Source organism: Paracraurococcus lichenis (assembly GCF_030657435.1).
Taxonomy (GTDB): Bacteria; Pseudomonadota; Alphaproteobacteria; order Acetobacterales; family Acetobacteraceae; genus Paracraurococcus; species Paracraurococcus lichenis.
On record NZ_JAUTWS010000050.1, the window covers coordinates 21,896 to 40,182 of the forward strand.

Sequence of the window (18,287 nt, forward strand, 5' to 3'; positions counted from 1 at the left end):
CCATGGACGCCGGGCAGCCCGCGGATGTGCCGCTCGAATCCGCCTCCTGCGAGGTGGAGGTCACCCTGCCGCAGATGTGGCTGGGCCTGCCCCGCAATCTCGGCTCGGGGCTCGTCGCCGCAGCGGCCCTCGGGGTCGTGTTCATCGATAGCTGGGCGGCGGGGATCGCCCTCGGTGCCAGCCTCGTCGTCGTCTGGGTCGCCGCCAAGGCCGCTGTCGCCCGGGATCTGTGGGGCTTCGACAACTTCCTGGCCTGGCTGGCGACCGACGCGCGCTTCCTCGACATCGGCGGCAAGGACGGCTGGGGCGGCGCCCGCCTCTGCGCCTTGCCGCTGACCGACCGCGGGACGCGGGGGGTGGGCCATGCCCGTCAATAACCTCGCCAGCGTCTTCGGCTACAGCGGCGGCTTCGAGACCGCGCCGGCGCGCTTCCTGCCCTACCTCGATCACTGCACGCCCGGCGCCATGCTGCTGCGCGACGGGTCCGTCATGGGCATGCTGCGCATGCCGGGCCCGCCCATTGCGCTGGCGTCCAACAGGGACCGCAACGGCGCGCTGCTGCGCCTCGTCGCCCTGCTCAATGCCATCGCGGACGACAACGTGGAGGCGTTCATCCATCTGGTCCGGCATGGGGGCATCCCGCCCCTGCCAAGCCGGCCCGCCGCCGTCACCGCCTTCGATGCCATGTTCCTCGAGGACTGGACGCGGGAGGTCCGCCAGGGCCTGCGGGTCAACGACTGGTTCCTGACCGTGCTGGTGCGACCTCGCGGCACCCCGTTTTCCATGGCTACGGACGTCCTCAGGCGCCTGACGCTGGTCAAGGCCGTCCGTGGACTGTGGCAGGACCGGCACCGAGCCGATGCCGAGGCCCGCGACGACGAGCGTGCGGCGCACGAGGACCGCATGGGCCAGCTCGAGGATGCCATGGGCCTCGCCATGGGCCTGCTGCGGGACGCCCGGCCGGTGCGCCTGGGCCTGCGCCCCGATCCCGAAGGCAGCGATCTGCTGTACTCGGAGATCGCCGAGGCGCTGGAACTCATCCGCACCACCAAGCACCACCCGCAGCCGCTGGTGGCACCGCCCGGCACGCTGGGCGCAGCGCTGGCCGCGCACGACCCCATAGCCGGCCGGGGCGGCTTCGAGGTGCGCTATGGGGCCGGCGGTACGGACAGCCATTTCGGTCAGGTCTACGGCGTCACCGCGTTCCCCAAGACGGTCTGGCAAAACCAGTTCGACGAGTTGCTGGCGCTCGACGGCAACTTCGTCCTGACCAACCACATCCGCTTCATGAACCGCGGCCAGCAGCAGGACCACATGAAGCACCTGCGCCGGCTCATGGAGACAGCCGGGGAGGAGTACGAGTCGGGCGCCGCCAAGATGAAGGCGGCGATCACCGAGGTCGCCACCGGCCAGCAGATGCGCGGCTATTGCCGCTGGTCCCTCGCCATCCACGCCGAGCCCGACCCGGCCATCATCCGGCAGACCGAGGAGACCGGCGCCGAGTATGCCCGCCGGCGGTACCGCAATGCCATGCGGCAGGCGGACACGCTGGCGTCCAGGGCCAAGACGATCCTGGTCAACGCCGGCATCCGCATCGCGCCGGAGGGGCGCGGGGCCAAGTCGGCGCTGATCGCGCAGACGCCCGGGGCGCCGCGCATGTGCCAGATCCGCGCCGGCATCCTGCCCACCGACTATTTCGCCTCCCTGTCCCCCGTGGCTGGCTTCGCGCGCGGCCCGGACAGCTTCCGCTGGGGCGGCCCGACCCTGCCCATGCAGACCACCGCGGGCACCCTGTTCGTGGACGACCTGTTCGTGGGCGACGTGGCGCATCTCGCGATGGTGGCGCCGAACGGGGAAGGCAAGACCACCTACCTCGGCGCCAACGTCACTGCCGCCCGCGCCCTGGTGCGGGCCGGCCAGCGACCCGGCACGCAGATCCTGCTCGATATGGACCATTCCAACGAGCAGACCATCATCGCCAATGGCGGCAGCTACATGCCGATCCTCGCCGAGGAGGATAGCGGGGTGGCCCCGCTGCGCCTGGCCGACAGCCGCAAGACGCGGGCCATGCTGCGCATGCTGGTGGCCGGGCTCTGCCGGCTGGCCGGCACGGAGCCCGGCGCTGAGGACATCCAGGGCATCCGCGAGGGCGTGGACTTCGTGATGGGCGAGGTGCCGGCGGAGCGCCGTCACCTCGGCATCATCCGCGACTTCATGGGCTTCCAGGAGGGTGGGGCCGGAGCCGCGCTCGAGCGGTGGTGCCGCAAGTACCGCGGTGAACTGGCCTGGGCCTTCGACGGCCAGGCGCACCGCATCGACTTCGACGTGGAACTGGTCGGCGTGGACCTGACCGCCATCAAGGACCACCCGCTGGTGATGCCGGCCATGGGACAGCTCCTGCTCTGGATGGCATCCGAGATGATGGACGGCCGCCGGTGCCTGGTGTGGTGCGAGGAAGCGCCGGCCTACTTCGAGCGGCCGGACTTCTCCGCGCTCGGCAGGGGCCTGGCGCTGCGCGGGCGCAAGCGGAACACGGCATTCATCGCCATTGCCCAGATGCCGGAGCACCTGCTGAACAACGAGGCCGGCAAGGCCATCGTCAAGCAGGCGCGCAAGCTGGTGCTGTTCCGCAACAGCGCCGCCGAGCGGGCCGACTACGTGGACGGCCTCGGCGTGCCGGAGCCGGTGTTCCAGATGGTGCAGCGGGGGATGTTCTCGCTGCCGTACCGCTCCGTCCTGATCTTCAGGAAGGACGGGCAAACCAGCGTCAACCGCTTCGACCTCTCGGGCGAGACGCTGCGCAAGTACCTCGCGGTCTTTTCCGGCACCACGAACAGCGTGCGCCTGTTCCGCCGCATCCAGGCGAAGAACGGCCCGGGGGACGTGCGCCGGAACCTCGAGGAGTTCTGGCAGCGGCAGGCCGAGGCTGCCGCGTAGGAGGGAGACGCGATGAGACGCATGCTGCTCGCAACCGCCGCCGCGCTGGCCCTGGCCGGCCCGGCATGGGCGCAAGGCATCCCCGTCTACGACAACGCCAGCATCATCCAGACCGCCACGGCCATCGCCAAGGACGCCGCCTACTGGGCCAAGCAGGCGGCGCAGATGAAGTCGCAGCTCGATCAGGCGATCGGCATCTACAACGGCATCACCGGCCCGCGCCCGCTCTACACCATCGGCGGCGTGCTGGCGAACTTCGACCTGCAGCTGCCCGGGATCTCCAATTTCCAGATCGCAAACGCATTGCAGGGTAACTTCACCTGGGGCGATGCGGCCGCGCTCGCCCGCGGCAACACCTATGCGGAACCCACCGGCGACGACCCGGAGGCGCGCGAGATGGCCCTGCGCCGGCTCTCGCTGGCCAACCTCCAGCAGGACGCCCGCGACGCCATTGCCGCGGCCGAGGCCCGCGTGCTCGGCATCAGCGCGTTGCGCGCCAAGGCCAGCGCCACGGCCGACCTCAAGGAATCGGCCGACCTGCAAGCCCGCATCGCCGCCGAGGAGGCGGCGCTGCAGAACGACACCGGCCGTGCCCAGCGCATGCAGCTGCTCGCCACCACCCAGGCGCGGGTGGACGAGATGCGCGACCGCGAGCTCGCCCGGCTCTCCGCCGCGACCTGGTACGACAACACCAAGGAGGTTTGGGACGTCAGATGGTGAACCGCCACACGGGGACCGCTGCTGCGGTCGTCCTCGCCCTGACCGCGTGCTGCGCCTCGGCCGAAGCGCAGTCCCGCCGCACGGTCAGCTACTTCCTGGCAAACCCGACCGAGCGCGACACCGTGCTGCGCGAATGCCGGAACGACGAGCGGGCGGCGCGCATGCCGGAATGCGCGAACGCGCAGCGCGCGGCCGACCAGGCGGCCAGGGAAGCGTACCTGCGGGAGCATCCGCCCAAACCCATCCAAACGCCCAGCGAGACGCTCAACAGCAAACAATATTACACGGAGAACCCCATCGCGCGGGCGATAGTGCTCGGACAGTGCTCGCGCGGCATGGCGCGCTTGAGCGACTGCGAAGCTGCGCGGGCGGCGGAGCGGTAACGCCTCATGGCCGGGATCATCGACGCCGTTTCCTTCAGCACCTCCCTCGCCGCGCAGTACACCGCGGTGCGGGATGGCATGGATGCCGTGCTGGCATCCGAAATGAAGGTGGTGATCCCGGTCCTCAAGTCGGTGCTGCCTGTCTACACGCTGGTGCAGTTCGTCCTGTTCGGCAAAGGGCTCATCACCGGCTTCGCCTTCGTCGGCCGCCTGGTGCGGGCGGTGGCGGTGTCCTTCATTCTGTCCAATCTGTGGGTCGGCTACGTCACGGACTACAGCTTCGAGAAGATCCCTACCGCGCTCGCCAGTTCCGCCTCGGCCGGCACCGCCAAGCTCACAATGCCGGAGCAGTTCGACAAGGTATCCAAGGCCATCGACAATCTGACGGCCGAGATCCGCACCAGGAACACCTCGTGGTCGGTGTCGGCCATCGGCAACAGCATGATGACGTGGCTGGTGTGGGGCGGCATGCAGACCATGCTTGGCCTGCAAGCGTATGTCTGGCTGACCTCGATCCGCATCATGGCACTGCTGCTCTGCGTCGGCGCCTGGCTAATCCTGTTCGAGCTGTTCGATCGGACGCGCGGGTTCTTCCAGCATTGGATCGGACTGGTGGTCGGCCTCTGGACATTCCAACTCGCCGCCTCGGTGCAGTTGCAAGCGTCGATGCGCAGCGAGATGGACCTACTACGGGCCATCCACGAACAGGCCGCCAACAACAGCGTGGACATGATGCTGGCCAACATGGGCCAGGTTGGAAACGCGCTGGTCGGCGACGCTCTCACCATGTTGGCGCTCCCCACTGTGGTCGGTGGCGCCGCGGGCATCGGGGCGCAAATCGGCGTGGCCGCCCTGGCTCGCGCCTTCCCCGGCATGGCGGAGAGGATGAGCCGGCGTGTCCGCCGCCTAAAGCAACGGGAGGCCGCAACATGATGCGCTTCGCCCTCGCTCTTGCCCTGCTCGGCACCACCGCGTGCGCCGAAAAACACGAGCTGGCCAAGTGCGAGGGGGTGGTGCTCGCTCTGAACACCGACCGCTGGAAGCCCAGCCCCGAGCAGCAGGCGGAGATGGACCGCCTCGCCGCGGAGGCGTGCCGCTGATGAGGTGGTTCTCGCACCCCCTCCCGGCGGTCGCCCCGGTGCCGCCCGCGGGCCTGGACGACCATTTCCGCGCCGCCCTCGCCGCCAATCGGCGCATGGCGCGGCGGGAGCGCAGCTACACGTGGGGTCTGGTGGCGGCGGTGGCTGGGCTGGCATGCGCCTGCGGCTACCTGCTCTACCGCAACGAGAAGCTGGTGGAGCTGGCCGCGGCCAATGCCCTCCGGGTGGTCTATGTCTACACCCGCGAGGACGGCTCGCAGGTCCACTCGGCCGCCTATTCCAGCCTGCCCGTCAAGTTCCAGACGGACAACACGCTGAACAGCCTCTGGAACTACGTCTGGTGGCGGGAGTGCTGGAACCCCGCCGAAGCCCCCCGCGCCTTCGTCAACGTGCAACGCATGAGCGACGAGCGGGTGGGCAAGGAGTGGCGCGAGGTGATGGCGAACAGCAACAAGCTGGCGCCGCAGAACCGCCTGGGCGCGCGGGGCGCCTACTACACCTGCGAGCCCATCGCCTACGCGCCGGTCGGCAGCGACAACGACCGCTACGAGTTCCGCTTCCTGCGCCGCGAGGTCGACCGCGGCCGGCCCGACCAGGGCATCTCCATGCACGTCACGGTGGCGTACCGCACCGGGGTCTACCCCGATGACGAGTACGGCTGGATCGACCGCACGGTGTTCAACGCGCCCGGCATCCAGGTGTGGAGCTACCCCGGTGCCCGGCCCGACGCCGTGCAGCAGCATCTCATCACCCAGAACGGGCGCCCGCCATGACCCGCCGCATGCTCCTGCTGGCCTGCGCCGTCAGCCTCGCCGCCGGGCCCGCCCTGGCGCTGGACTCCACCGAGGCGGTCACCGCCGACCCGCGGCTGCGCAGCGTGCGCTACGACCCGCAGCAGGTGGTGATGGTCTACACCAAGCCGGGCATGACCACGCGCATCCGCCTCGACCCGCGCGAGCATGTGGTGCATGGCGGCGTCATCTACTCCGACCAGCGGACCATGGCCGCGCTCGACGGCACGGACCCCTACGACGAGGAAGACCGAAAGCAGGAAGCGCAGGCCGGGCAGGCCAGTGGGGCGCAGGGCACCCAGTCCTGCAACCGCAACATGTGCGTCTCGGTGGTCCTCAACACGGTCTACATCCTGCCGCGGATCCAGCTCGCGCCGCAGCCCTTCTTCCTGCGCACGGAGTGGTGCCCGGAGGCTGGAAAGGCTTGCGAGCCGGGCGAGTACGCCATCGAGCTGCGCTCGGAGCCGCCCGAGGCCCGCAGCGGCGTGGCCCAGCCGTTCTTCGGCGTGCAATTCACCTATGCTGACCGCGAGCGGGCCTGGGCCGCGAAGCAAGCGGCTGCCAAACGGGCCGCCGATGCCGAAGCCGCCCGCCTCTGGCGGGAGAACAACCCGCCGCCCCAGCCGGTGTCGGTGCCGGCCGAGGAGGACCGCTACGAGCTCGGCGTCTGCAGGAGCGGGTCCGAGCTGCACCCGGACGAGGCCTGGACCAACGGGCGCACGACGTTCCTGCGCTACAGGGGCACCCGGCCGACGCCGAACGTCTACGAGATCCGCCTCGACGGCAAGGAGACGCTGACCCCCTTCGCCATGGAACCCGAGCCCTGGGGCACGGTAATCCGGGTGGGGACGGTGCGGCCGGTGCTGATCCTGCGCCACGGCGACCTCGCCAGTTGTGTCGTCAACATCAGCCCGATCGCGGACGGGCACGGCACGATGCCAGTGGCGCCCATCCGGACGCCGTGGGCGGGGCGGCCGAGGGTGGCGGCCCGGTGAGCGTCCTCGATCCTACGACCCCGACGGACCAGGGGCGCGGCCGGGCCGGGCCCTGGACCAAGATCGCCCTGGCCGGCGGCGCGGTCCTGGGGTTGTTCACGGTGGTGACCTTCGGCGGCATGTTCTCCGCCCCACCCGGCCGGCAGGCAGACGACGGGCAGAAGCCCAAGGTGCCGCGGGCCGAGCCCTTCGTCGCGCTGCCCGAGGGCGGCCAGGAGCGCGGCAACCCGCGCGAGAGCGCGCCAGCGGGCGGGCAGCCGACCGCGGCCCAGCGGGGGTCCGCCCAGCGCATCCTGGCGGGACAGCAGGGCGGGCAGGCGGGCGTGCCGCCGGTGGTCAGGCTGCGGCCCCCGCCCCCGATCACCATCTCCACCTACACCCCGCCGGCCGCGCCGACGCCGCAGCGCGAGGACGGCAAGGAGGGGCGGGACACCCCCGCGCCGACCAGGGTGCCCGGCAGCGGGCAGGGCGGTGGCGGCGACGACAGCCCCACCAGCCTTGGCGGGCAGCTCAACGGCGGTATCCGCCTGGCCGCCGCCAGGGCCGGCTTCATGCCGCATCCGGAGTACATGATCCTGACCGGCACGCAGATCCCCTGCGTGCCGGTCGAGACCTACAACTCGGCCATGGGCGGCCTGGTCACCTGCAAGGTGCCGCAGTGGGTCCGCGGCGACGGCCTGCGCATCGGCCTGCTGCCGCCCGGCACCACCATCAACGGGCAGATCCGCGGCGGCATGGCTCAGGGCCAGCCGCGCCTCGGCGTGCTCTACACCCGCATCGTCACCAGCGGCGACCGCTTCGTGGTCAACCTGCAGGGCCTCGGCAGCGACGCGCAGGGGCGTTCCGGGCTCGACGCCGACATCAACACCTTCTTCTGGGAGACGACCGGCGCGGTGGCGCTCTACGCCCTGATCCAGGGCACCACGCAGGCCATCCCGCTCGCCCTGCAGGCGCTGCTCCAGAGCAACCAGGGCAACGGCAACACCTACAACAACTTCGGCGGCGCGCTGTCCGGCTTCACCAACGGCGCGGGCGGCCAAGGCCTCGCCAACCGGCTGCTGGCCGACCGGCTCAACCGCCAGCCGGAAGCCGAGCGGGACTGGTCGCTGCCGATGTTCGTCACGGTCGGCCAGGACCTCGACTTCCACGACATCTGCCTGCAGCGCCGCCGCGTCAACCAGATGGCCTGCCCCGCCATGTGAGGCCAGTCCAGGAGGTGGAGTGCCATGAGCGTGACGCTCGAACTCGACCCCGCTCTCCAGCGCGACGCGCTGGACACGGCGGTGGAGCCGATCGCCCACCTGCTCGCCGAGGGCGAGGACGTGGCGGTGAACACCCCGGGCGAGGCGTGGCACTACCTGGGCGGCCAGTGGCACCGCCACGCCATCCCGGCGCTGACCGAGGCGCGGTGCCGCGGCATCGCGCTGCTGGCCGAGGCGCAGACGCGCCCGGCGGTGCGCCAGAGCATCATCAGCACCGACATGCCCAGCGGGCACCGGCTGGAAGCCCTGCTGCCGCCCGTCGCCATGCCCCACACCGTGATCCTCTCCTTCCGGCGGGGCGACGAGCAGGTGCCGGTGGGCGGCGAGCTCGGCAAGCGGTTCCAGGCGAGCCAGTGGAACCGCTGGGGGTCGCAGAAGGCGCAGGCACGCGCTGCGGCCGACGATCTCCTGGCGCTGTTCGACACCGGCGACATGGACGCCTTCCTGGCCGGCTTCGCGCGGCGCCGCCTGACCCCGGTGTTCTGCGGGGACACCGGGGCGGGCAAGACCTACGTCCTCAAGAGCTACGCCGTGCTGCTGCCCGAGGACGCCCGCATCTGCGTCATCGAGGACGCCAGGGAGGCGGTGCTGCGGCAGCCCAACCACGTCCGCATGCTGTTCAAGCGGGGCGGCGCCGCGCCGCTCGACCTGCTGCGGGCCTCGCTGCGCCTCCGGCCGGACTACGTGGTGCTGCAGGAGCTGCGCGACGCCGAGGCGTCCTGGGTGTTCCTCAACGACTGCATGGCCGGCCACCCCGGCAGCCCCACCACGATCCACGGCGGAACCGCGCAGCAGGCGGTGCGCCGGCTGTTCTCCAACATCCAGGCCTCCGAGGAGGCGCGCGGCATGGACGGCGAACGGCTGATCGAGTTCATGGAGACGGCGATCGACCTGATCGTGCCCATCCAGAACGATCGCGGTGTCCGCAGCTTCGGCGATGTGTGGTTCGCCGCGGACGCCGCGCGCCGTGGCAAGACCCTGCGCGACCTGATCAGCGGCAACGACTGATGGGCAGCGCCGCCACCCTGCGCTGGGCCAGCCTTGGCGCCCGCGGCCTGCTGTGGTGCGCCATCCTCGCCGCCGGCTGGCTGCTGGTCGCCTCTCTGCTCTTCCTGGTCCTGGACGATCTGCTGTTCGACGGATCGGTCCCGGCGCTCGCCCGGCCGGTGTTCTGGTGGCACGCCAGCATGGCGGCGGCGGCGGGCCGGCTGACGCTCGAGGAGACCGCCTGGCTCGGCCTGTCCGGGCTGCTGCCGGCCCTCGCCATGGCCGGGGTGGTGCAGCTGTGGATCCGGCAGCAGGGCGGCCTGCGCGGCGCCATGCAGGCGGCCTTTGGCGTCTACCTGGTCACCCGCAGCGCCTCCCACACCTACGGCGCCGCGGACTGGATGCCGATGGCCGAGGTCCGCAAGCTGTTCCCCTCCGAGCCCGAGCCCACCATCGGTGGCGTCGTGCTGGGCGAGGCCGTGCGCATGGACCAGACGGCCGTGGCGCGGCTGCGCTTCGACCCGGATGTGAGGACCGGGCAGCATACCTGGGGGCCCGGCGGCAAGGCGCCGCTGATGTTCGACTACTGCCGGGAGGGCAACACCCATGGCGTGGTCATGGTGGCCGCCGGCCTGTTCAAGTCGACCTCGTTCTCCCTGACGCTGGACTACTGGAAGACCGGCGCCTTCATCTTCGACCCGGCCGGCGAGCTCGCCGGCATGACCGCCGACTGGCGGCGGCGGCTCGGCCACACGGTGCATGTCCTGGACCCCATGGGGGAGTACGGCACCAACGTGGTCATGTGGATCACCCGGGCCATCGCCGCCGGGCACCCGCTGGCGGAGGTGTTCCTCACCGCCACCGTGGAACGCTGCTACGGCCGCACGCCGCCCTCGCCGGGCCAGGGCAACGACAACGCGGCCTACTTCCGCGAGCAGGGCCGCAACCTGTTCACCGCGCTGCTGGCGCATGTGCTGTGGCATCCCGGCCTGACGGCGGAGGAGAAGACCCTGCGGCTGGCCAAGCGGCTGCTGACCCTGCCCGAGCAGGACCTGCGGGACGTGCTGCTGGCGATCTACGAGACCTCGCACAGCCGGCTGGCGCGGGACCTCGCCGCCCCGCTGTTCGATCTCACCAAGGTCACCTTCGACGGCATCCGCAGCAATGCCAACCAGGGCACCGCGTGGCTCAATGTCGAGAGCTTCGCCAACATGGTCAGCACGCACAGCTTCGACCTGGCCGACCTCTGCGCCGGCCGCGCCACCGTCTATTGCCAGATCAGCATGGACGCCCTCGAGGCCATGCCGGAGATCGGCCGGGCCATCGGCTCGGCCGCCCTCAACTCGGTCATCCAGGCGGAGGGCCGGGTCACCGGCCGCGTGTGGTTCTTCATCGACGAAGCGGTGCTGTGGGGCCCGATGGGCGCCTTGCGCACCGCCCGCGACCAGGGGCGCAAGTACAAGATCACGCTCTGCCTCTGCTACCAGAGCGAGGGGCAGGTGGAGGAAGTCTGGGGCGCCGCCGGCAAGCGGGCGTGGTTCGGCAACGTCTCCTGGCTCATGTACGGCGCGCAGCGCGACCTCTCGACCAGCGAGCACCTCTCGAAGCAACTCGGCACCTTCGGCGCCAAGGAGTTCTCGGAGAGCCACAACAGCGGCACCTCCGGCAGGGCCCTGGAGTGGGGCACCCGCAGCCGCGGCACCAGCCACAGCAGCCGTGACACCGCCCGCGCCCTGATGATGCCGCACGAGCTGATGCAGGACATGCGCACGGACGAGCGCATCCTGCTCTACCTCGCCGCGCCGCCCATCCGCTGCCGCGCCTCCATCGCCTTCTGCCGGCCGGAGGTGCGCGACCGCATCGGCGCCACCGCTTACCAGCCGAGGGCAGAGCGGCCGTGACCCGCACCGGCTACGTCTACGTCCTCACCAACCCGGCCATGCCGGGCATGGTCAAGGTGGGCATGACGGAGCGGCATCCGTATGCCCGCGCGAAGGAGTTGTCCGCGCACACCGGCGTCCCCTCCCCGTTCCAGGTGGCATGGTTCGCCGAGGTGGAGGTCTGCGCCGCCGTCGAGGCCGCGGTGAAGAGCGCCATGGACCGCTACCGGGTGAACGGTCGCCGGGAGTTCTTCTCCGTCACGGTGCCCGAGGCCCGCGAGGCGATCGAGCGGGCGGCAGCCGGGCGCCTGGGCCGCCGCGGCGTGCCCCGCCCGGCCGGGCGCCTCCGGCGGCGTGGGTATGCCCGCTGGGGCATGGGAGTGGTGGCGGCGCGGGCGGCCCTGCTGCTGGCCCTCGCGCTCGTCGCCTTGCGATGGCTCTAGACGCCCTGCCCCTGCTGGTCGGCGTCGTCCCGGCGCCGGGCCAGGCGCTGCTGCGCCCCCTCCGCCTGCGCGGCCCGCTGCTCCTGGGTGGCGGCCGCAGCGGCGCTCCGCTCGCGCAACTGCCTGCCCTGCGCGACGGTCTGCTGGACGAAGTCCCGCTCCCGCTGCTCGACGCGCGCCTTGGCCTGCCTGACTTCCTTGGCTTCCATGGTGGCCTCCTACTGGCTCAACGCCTGGCCCTGCTCCTGGACCGAGGTTCCGCGCAGGGCCGCGCCCTGCTTCTGCAGGCTGCGGACAAAGGCATCCTCCGCCGCCTGGTCGATGCGCCGCTCGGCGGCCGCGAAGACCTTGTCCGGGTCCGCGGCCTTCACGGTCTCCGGCCGGGCCATGCCCCGCCACAGCCGGTACAGCGCCCCGGCCGCCGCGGACCGGTCCATGTGGCCTTCCGCCACCAGCGCGCCGAGCGTGCGGGCCCGGGTGTTCATGGCGTTCTGCGGCGTGCCATGCACGGCCAGCATCGCCTCGCCCTGGCGCATGCCGGGACGGGTCACCGGGCCGAGCGGCACCGGGGGTGGCGCCGGCTGGCTGGGGACGGGCGGCTTCGGCTCGGCCAGCTCGGGTGGCAGCGGCGGACCGAACTGCGGCAGGTTGGCCCGCACCTCCTCCCGCAGCCGGGCGGCACCCAGGCGCGGCGGCGCGGGCGGCCCGTAGGTCACCAGGGCTTCCGGTGTGGCCGGGCCGGTCACCCCCTTGGCGGCCTCGGCCATCTGCCGCACCAGGACGGCCGCACGGGCGTCGCTGAACATGCGATGGGCACCGGGGGTGGCGCCCAGGCCCACCGCCCTGACGGCACGCTGCTGGGCTTGCTGACGCATCCCGCGAGCCCGCACCGCCACCGCGGCCAGCGCCGGCGCGGGCATGACGGGCAGCTCCGCCACCGCCGCGGCCCGCAGCGCTGCCGGGCGCTCCAGCGCGGCCTCGGCCGAGGCCTGCCGCACCGCCCGGCGCGTCGCCATGGCCTCCCGGATGCGCGCCGCACCCCAGCGCACCACGGCCGCGGCGGCCCGCACCATCGGGCCCAGGCGATAGGCGCGGATCCAGTCCTGGGCCTCCGCGCCGGCCCGCCAGGCGAGTCCATGGCCCACGGCACGCAACACGTTGGCGGTCTGCCGGCGCAGCGCGGCGCGCGCCGCGGCCAGGCGGTCCTTGGCCTGCTGGGAGGGCGACGGCGCCAGCGCCCGCACCGCCTGCTGCACCTCGCGCGCGACCTGCTGCACGCCCTGCAGGAAGCGCTGGTGCCACGCGACCCGGACGACGGAGGGCGTCTCCTGGCCTTCGACCGCTGCCGCCTCGCGCATGTGCACCGTGGCCTGCAGCCGTTCGATCGCGGCCCGGCGCAGCGCGGCCGAGCGTTCCAGCACGGTCCCCTGCCCCTCCCCGGCCGGCGGCGCGGCGCCAGTGGGCGCCACCAGGTCGCGCGGCTCGAACCCGTGCTGACGGGCCTCGCGCACCCAGGCCGCCCGATCGCCCACCGCGTCGTAGCTGGTGGCCTGGGTGGCGCGGGTGCCCCGCTTGATGAGGTCCGTCCGCCTTTGCGGGGCCAGGCTGTCGAGACTGGTCGCGGATTCCGCGACCATTCCCTTGCCCTTGGCAAAGGACAGCGCCCAGGCGGTCGCCTCCGCCGTGCGCCGTGCGATGGCGACACCCAGCGTGGGCGGCACCTCCGCCATCACCGCCACGCCATCCTGCATGCGTACATTGGCCCCGGCCGCGCGCAGCCGTCGGGCAAGCTCGGCCTGGTAGATGGCGTCCAAGCCTCCCACCCGACCGGCCAGCCGGCGCAAGTCGAAAGCACCGACGCGGCCGTCTCCCGTCACCACGGCGCTGAACACCAGGTTCTCGGTATGCTCCATCGGAGCGACGTGGCCGGTCTTGGTGCGACGCGTGGTGTGGTGGTCGATCTCCACCCGGCCGACCCTCCCACGGGTTTCCTGCCGCCCCTGCGCACCGCGCCGGGTCCAACCCAGGATGTCCCGCTCGGCCGCGGCCATCACCGCAGCGTTGGCCCCGCGGTGGGCGCTGTCGAACACCGCCCGCGCCGCCTCGGTCCGGGCCAGGGCCCGCGCCAGCGACACCGTGTTGTGGGGCGATATCGTGATCAGCACGGCAACGATGCGCCGGCCGTTGTCCACGGCATAGCGCGAGCGCGGCAGCGGGGCGCCATCGGCCCGGTTGCCACCCAGGAGGTGTTCCAGCGCCTCGCGGCTGGGCGTCACCTTCGGCGTCAAGCCGAGCGCCGCCTGCACCTCCGGCGCCATGTCGGCCTGCACCCGCGGCACGCTGCCGTAGTGTGCCCCGGCCGGCGCGTCGAGCTGGCGTGCCATCTGCTCGTCGCGCTCAGCCTGGGTCTCGGTGGGGCGCAGCAGATGCCGCACCGTAGCCGCCGGGTTGTCGTCATGCAGGATGGAGATGCGGACGGCCATGGCCGCCTCCTACTCCGCGCCGATGGACCGGCGGATGGTGTCCTCGAGCCGGCCGTCCACGGCCTCGGCGGTCTGCTCGGGCACCTCGCGCACCGCGCCGACCAGCCCCTCGATGGCCTCCCGCAACTCGGCGACCGGGTTCTTGCCGCCCTTCTTCTCCGGGCCCTTCGCGGCCTGCAGCATCTCGTCCATCGCCTTGCCGTTGGCCTCGGCCGCGCCGAGCACGTCCAGCAGGGCGCCCAGGATCACTGTCTGCTGGCGGTAGATCGCCTCCATGAGCGCGCGGTCGGTCATCGCCGCCAGGTCCACGACCTCGCCTGTCACCGGGTCGGTCACGTCGTTCGACATTGCCGCCTCCCTGGGGTGCTTACGTCTGTGCACCACCCGGACCCATGGTATCGCGTGTTGACCGAATATATCAAAGTATTTCGCATATTATCGAAAGAATGAACGAAAGGGCGTTGAGAAGTCTTCCGCGGCTTACGGTCAGAGGGAGAAAGGAGCGGTGGTGAACGGGATGAGCCGTGATGACGGCCCCCTTGGAACGGCTGCGACGGGCAGCGACGGAGCCCGGTCATGAGCGGTGGTCGCCCCTGCCGCGGTGGTTGGAGGACGTCCACGACCTCGCCTGTCACTGGGTCGGCCGCCTTGCAGCCATCGCCGCCTCCCGAGGGTGCGTATGACTGTGCACCACCCGCATACAGGACACCGCAGTTCGACAATATACTAAGAAACATATCGAAAGACTTTGAAAAGCCTTCCTCGGCCTGCCGACAGAGGGAGAAAGAAGCGGTGGTGAACGGGATGAGGCGTGATGACGGCCCCTCCCTGGAACGGCTGCGACGGACAGCAGCGGAACCCGGTCACGGGCGGTGGTCACCCTGCGGCGGTGTTTGGAGGACGTCCACGACCTCTCCTGTCACCGGGTCGGCCACCTCGGTCGCCATCGCCGCCTCCCCAGGGTGCTTACGTCTGTGCACCACCCGCATACCGGACACCGCAGTTTATCGAAAGAATAAGAGAAAGGCTTTGAGACGCTTTCCGCAGCCTGCCAACAGAGGGAGAAAGGAGCGGTGGTGAACGGGATGAGACGCGATGACGGACCCCCTGGAACGGCTGCGGCGGGCAGCAGCGGAGCCCGGTCATGGGCGGTGGTCGCCCCTGCGGCGGTGGTTGGAGGAGAACCGGGAGGGCTTTGCCGGGGTGCTGCCCCAACGGCCGAACTGGCAGGCGATTGCCCGCGAGCTGGCCGCGATGGGGCTGACGGACGGGGCCGGCAAGCCGCCCACCGCCGCGGTGGCGTGCCTGACCTGGCACCGCGTGAAGGAGGGACAGGAGGCGAAGGCAGAGAAGCCCGAGCGCGTGGTGCGAGAGCGGCCACCGGAGACACCTCCGGTGCCGGAGGCTCCGGCCCCAGGGGCGGCCCCCAAGCGGAGGTTTCGACGGGTTGGCGAGTAGGGAGGCGGTGATGGTGGGCAAGGAGGAGGCGAGTGAAGCGGCAGCGCCGACGCTGCGGGGACTGATGCGCCGGGCGTTGCGGCCGCCGGTGGAGGTGGTGGCCTTGCCGACGCTGGCGCCGCTACGGCAGGGCAGGGCAGGGCACCCGGAGCGTGATCCGGCGCTGCCGCCGCTGGTCGATCTGGCGGGCCGACCCAAGGTGCTGCTGCTGGTGGGGCCGGGCGGCGCGGGCAAGACGATGGCGGCGAACTGGCTGTGCTCGCAACTGGACGCGGCGGGGCTGCTGCTGGGCCAGGCGCTCGTGGCGGCGACGGACCCCGGGGTGGTGGGGTTGGCGCAGTACCTCCCGCCGCGTGCACTGCACCAGCCGGCGACGCGGACCGCCAAGGACGCCGAGGACCTGACGCGGAGCATCCTGCTGGAAGCCGAGGGCGACGACCCGCCGCTGGTGACGCTGCTCGATGCCGGTGGGGGCAGCAACGCCCTGGCGGCGGTGCTGGAACGCGACCGCGGCCTGTTCGCCCGGCTGGAAACCCGCGGGGTAGCCGTGGTGATGCTCTGGCACTGGACGCCGCGGGCACATGACTTGGCGTTGCTGCAGGCCTTCGAGGCGCTGGGGGTGCGGCCCACGGCGACGGCGATGGTGCTGAACGGCGCCCATGCACGCGAGGGGTGGGACGCCTACGATGGCCTGCGCGGGCAGCCGATCTACCAGGCGGCACTCTGGGCCGGCGCGGCCGAGGTGTGGATGCCCGCGCTGCGGCAGGACGTGGCCCTCGAGGTCGAGCGGAAAGGGCTGCTGTTCGGCCACGCGCGGCACGGTCGGGTGCCCGAGTGGCGCCAGGGCGTGGCGCCGGTGGACGGCGACGCGGCCACCGAGCTCGGCCTGTGGATGGAGGACGTGGCCCCGGAGTGGGCGCCGATCGGCAGCTGGGTACGGCCGTGATCGCCACCGCGGCCGGCCGCCCCGATCTGCGCGACACGGTCCTGCGGCTGCGGGAGGCGATGCGGGCACGGCCGAGGTCGCCAGAGTCCCCGGCGGCCGCTGCGGTGGTGACCCCGGTGCCGGCGCCCGCTGGCCCGGCGGAACCCGGGGTGGTGGCCGAGCCCGAGACGGTGGAGGCGATTGCCGCCGAGGTGGAGACGCTGCTGCGGGAGGCGCTGGCCCACCCGGGCGTGCAGCGAGACAGCGTGCGGCTGGTGCTGGCCTGCCATGCCGCGGCGGCCCGGCTGGCGCCGGCGCAGGTGCGCGAGATCCGCGCGCTGATTGCGGGTGCGCGGGAGCCGATGACGGCCGAGGAGCGCGAGGCCTGGAAAGCCGACTTCATGGCCTTCGTCCGCGAGGGCCTGGCGCGGCTGGAGGCGGTGCACCGGCAAGGGGCGCAGGACTACGGCCTGGCGCTGCGGGACGAGACGCGGCGGCTGGTACGGGCGGCGGATACGGCGGCGGTGTGGCGGGCCGCCTGGGCCATGGGGTTGGCCTGGGTGGCGGGTGCGGTGGTGGGCGGGGCCGTGGTGGCCGCGCTGCTGCGCTAGGCAAGGGAGGTGGCGATGCGGTTTCTGGCGCTGCTGATGGTGCTGGGCATCCTGGGCGAGACGCGCACGGGCGGCCTGAGCGGGTGGTCGGTGCTGGCCGGGCTGCTGGTGCTGTTCGTGCTGATGCGATCCGCCGAGCGGACGGGCTGAGGGAGGCGACGATGCGGATGCGGATGACGCTCGCGGGCGCCCTGCTGGCGGCTGCTTCCATGGGTCCGGCGGTGGCGCAGACCACCACGAACGGTCGGCCGCTGACGGCGGCGGAAATCGCGCTCGGGTTGCTGTCCGGCACGATCAAGCAGACTGCGACCTTCTCCGCGGCGAGCGGTGGCGCGGCGGGGCAGAACACGGTCATCGGCACCGGCCCGGACACGCTGACGCTGCAGGTGAGCCAGCAACGGTACCAGGGCGATGCCGTGGCAACGGTGCTGGTGGACGGCCAGCCGGCTGGAACCTTCGCCGTCTCCGCACTGCAGGGCCAGGGCACGGACACGGTCACACTGCGGGGCAGTTGGGGCGCCGGTCAGCGGGACGTGCAGGTGGTGTTCGAGGACGCCTTCGACGCGAACGCCGACTGGTCCGACCCGGGCAAGGTCATGGCCACCGGCAAGCAGGACCGGAACGTGTACGTCGAGGGGATGACCTACAACGGCCAGACGGTCAGCGGCGGCACGCTGGCGTTGTACAACAGCAGCAGCGCCAGCAGCGTCAGTTTCCTTGGGGCGGCGGCCGACACGGCCAGCGGGGGCACCACCGTGGGCACGGTGGGCGGTAGCACCACGATGGCCAGCACCGGCCCTACGGGCAGCACCGGGGCCAAGCCGCAGACCGGCGGGGCGCCGCAGGCGGTGTTATCGGACGATACGCCGGCCAGCGGCGGCATGACCGACGAACAACTGGCGGCGGTGCAGCAGTACCTCGACGGTGGCCGCGGCGCAGACCTCACCCCGGGCCAGGCGGCGGTGGTGACGGCCGGCAACCCGCTGCTGGCGGCGGCCGCGGCGCAGGGTCAGGACACCACTGCGGCTGCGGGGCAGGTCGTGGTGCAGGCGGCGGCCGGCCAAACGCCGCCGAACCTGCCAGGGTTCACGGTGCAATGGATGGAGGACTTCACCTCGGGCAAGTGCACGGGGTTGCTGTCCAACGTCTGGGGGCCGGGCGTGCGGTGCCCGGGGCCGGGCGTCATTACGCTGTCCAGCACGCCCGACAACCAGGACAGCGGGGCGATGACGCGCCCCGATGGCTACGGCTCGGCCGGCGCCGGCGGCGGTTGGGGCTACGGCTTCTACAGCTTCACGCTCAAGGTGACGGG

General features: G+C 71.8%; 20 protein-coding genes. 17 read left to right on the forward strand and 3 right to left on the reverse strand.

Features of this window, described 5'->3' with window-relative positions:
- The first annotated feature begins 2 nt into the window (after window positions 1-2).
- The 12 genes from Q7A36_RS29670 to Q7A36_RS29725 are packed head-to-tail and all read left to right on the forward strand — an operon-like array spanning window position 3 to window position 11,498.
- Window positions 3-377: a hypothetical protein gene (locus tag Q7A36_RS29670; RefSeq protein WP_305107400.1), complete on the forward strand. Its 375-nt coding sequence runs from the start codon at window positions 3-5 to the stop codon at window positions 375-377.
- On the forward strand, window positions 364-2,937 hold the full coding sequence (locus tag Q7A36_RS29675; protein ID WP_305107401.1) for a VirB4 family type IV secretion/conjugal transfer ATPase: 2,574 nt from the start codon (window positions 364-366) through the stop codon (window positions 2,935-2,937). The genes Q7A36_RS29670 and Q7A36_RS29675 overlap by 14 nt, the downstream gene beginning before the upstream one ends.
- Window positions 2,938-2,949: 12 nt before the next feature.
- Window positions 2,950-3,657 carry a type IV secretion system protein gene (locus Q7A36_RS29680; RefSeq protein ID WP_305107402.1) on the forward strand — a complete coding sequence of 236 codons (708 nt, stop codon included), beginning with the start codon at window positions 2,950-2,952 and terminating at the stop codon, window positions 3,655-3,657.
- Entirely contained in the window at window positions 3,651-4,040 is a 390-nt protein-coding gene (locus Q7A36_RS29685; RefSeq protein WP_305107403.1) for an EexN family lipoprotein, read from the forward strand. The genes Q7A36_RS29680 and Q7A36_RS29685 overlap by 7 nt, the downstream gene beginning before the upstream one ends.
- A gap of 6 nt (window positions 4,041-4,046) precedes the next feature.
- Window positions 4,047-4,973, forward strand: coding sequence for a type IV secretion system protein (locus tag Q7A36_RS29690; protein ID WP_305107404.1), 927 nt, complete (start codon window positions 4,047-4,049; stop codon window positions 4,971-4,973).
- Complete coding sequence (locus tag Q7A36_RS29695; RefSeq protein WP_305107405.1) at window positions 4,970-5,140, forward strand: hypothetical protein; 171 nt, start codon at window positions 4,970-4,972, stop codon at window positions 5,138-5,140. Before Q7A36_RS29690 ends, Q7A36_RS29695 begins: the two co-directional genes overlap by 4 nt.
- A complete protein-coding gene (locus tag Q7A36_RS29700; RefSeq protein ID WP_305107406.1) occupies window positions 5,140-5,913 on the forward strand; it encodes a VirB8/TrbF family protein in 774 nt (257 codons plus the stop codon). The genes Q7A36_RS29695 and Q7A36_RS29700 overlap by 1 nt, the downstream gene beginning before the upstream one ends.
- Window positions 5,910-6,926: a TrbG/VirB9 family P-type conjugative transfer protein gene (locus Q7A36_RS29705; RefSeq protein WP_305107407.1), complete on the forward strand. Its 1,017-nt coding sequence runs from the start codon at window positions 5,910-5,912 to the stop codon at window positions 6,924-6,926. Before Q7A36_RS29700 ends, Q7A36_RS29705 begins: the two co-directional genes overlap by 4 nt.
- Entirely contained in the window at window positions 6,923-8,128 is a 1,206-nt protein-coding gene (locus Q7A36_RS29710) for a TrbI/VirB10 family protein (RefSeq protein WP_305107408.1), read from the forward strand. Before Q7A36_RS29705 ends, Q7A36_RS29710 begins: the two co-directional genes overlap by 4 nt.
- A gap of 24 nt (window positions 8,129-8,152) precedes the next feature.
- Window positions 8,153-9,196, forward strand: coding sequence for an ATPase, T2SS/T4P/T4SS family (locus Q7A36_RS29715; RefSeq protein WP_305107409.1), 1,044 nt, complete (start codon window positions 8,153-8,155; stop codon window positions 9,194-9,196).
- Window positions 9,196-11,076, forward strand: coding sequence for a type IV secretory system conjugative DNA transfer family protein (locus Q7A36_RS29720; protein ID WP_305107410.1), 1,881 nt, complete (start codon window positions 9,196-9,198; stop codon window positions 11,074-11,076). Before Q7A36_RS29715 ends, Q7A36_RS29720 begins: the two co-directional genes overlap by 1 nt.
- Window positions 11,073-11,498, forward strand: coding sequence for a GIY-YIG nuclease family protein (locus Q7A36_RS29725; RefSeq protein WP_305107411.1), 426 nt, complete (start codon window positions 11,073-11,075; stop codon window positions 11,496-11,498). The genes Q7A36_RS29720 and Q7A36_RS29725 overlap by 4 nt, the downstream gene beginning before the upstream one ends.
- Here the strand turns inward: Q7A36_RS29725 and Q7A36_RS29730 are convergent.
- Genes Q7A36_RS29730 through Q7A36_RS29740 form a run of 3 tightly spaced genes read right to left on the reverse strand, consistent with a single transcriptional unit; the run spans window position 11,495 to window position 14,329 of the window.
- Window positions 11,495-11,707: a hypothetical protein gene (locus Q7A36_RS29730; RefSeq protein ID WP_305107412.1), complete on the reverse strand. Its 213-nt coding sequence runs from the start codon at window positions 11,705-11,707 to the stop codon at window positions 11,495-11,497. The two genes, Q7A36_RS29725 and Q7A36_RS29730, sit on opposite strands and share 4 nt — an antisense overlap.
- Before the next feature lie 9 nt (window positions 11,708-11,716).
- Entirely contained in the window at window positions 11,717-13,981 is a 2,265-nt protein-coding gene (locus Q7A36_RS29735) for a relaxase domain-containing protein (RefSeq protein ID WP_305107413.1), read from the reverse strand.
- A gap of 9 nt (window positions 13,982-13,990) precedes the next feature.
- On the reverse strand, window positions 13,991-14,329 hold the full coding sequence (locus Q7A36_RS29740; protein ID WP_305107414.1) for a hypothetical protein: 339 nt from the start codon (window positions 14,327-14,329) through the stop codon (window positions 13,991-13,993).
- Between the two features lie 747 nt (window positions 14,330-15,076).
- Here Q7A36_RS29740 and Q7A36_RS29745 point away from each other — a divergent pair.
- The 5 genes from Q7A36_RS29745 to Q7A36_RS29765 all read left to right on the forward strand — a co-directional run.
- Window positions 15,077-15,439 carry a hypothetical protein gene (locus Q7A36_RS29745; protein ID WP_305107415.1) on the forward strand — a complete coding sequence of 121 codons (363 nt, stop codon included), beginning with the start codon at window positions 15,077-15,079 and terminating at the stop codon, window positions 15,437-15,439.
- Window positions 15,440-15,449: 10 nt separating this feature from the next.
- Complete coding sequence (locus Q7A36_RS29750; protein WP_305107416.1) at window positions 15,450-16,385, forward strand: hypothetical protein; 936 nt, start codon at window positions 15,450-15,452, stop codon at window positions 16,383-16,385.
- Window positions 16,382-16,975, forward strand: a complete 594-nt coding sequence (locus Q7A36_RS29755) for a hypothetical protein (protein ID WP_305107417.1) — start codon at window positions 16,382-16,384, stop codon at window positions 16,973-16,975. The genes Q7A36_RS29750 and Q7A36_RS29755 overlap by 4 nt, the downstream gene beginning before the upstream one ends.
- Window positions 16,976-16,990: 15 nt before the next feature.
- Entirely contained in the window at window positions 16,991-17,125 is a 135-nt protein-coding gene (locus Q7A36_RS29760) for a hypothetical protein (RefSeq protein ID WP_305107418.1), read from the forward strand.
- A 23-nt stretch (window positions 17,126-17,148) separates the two neighbouring features.
- Window positions 17,149-18,287 (forward strand): carbohydrate-binding domain-containing protein (locus Q7A36_RS29765; protein ID WP_305107419.1); only part of this gene is annotated, 1,139 nt, incomplete at its 3' end.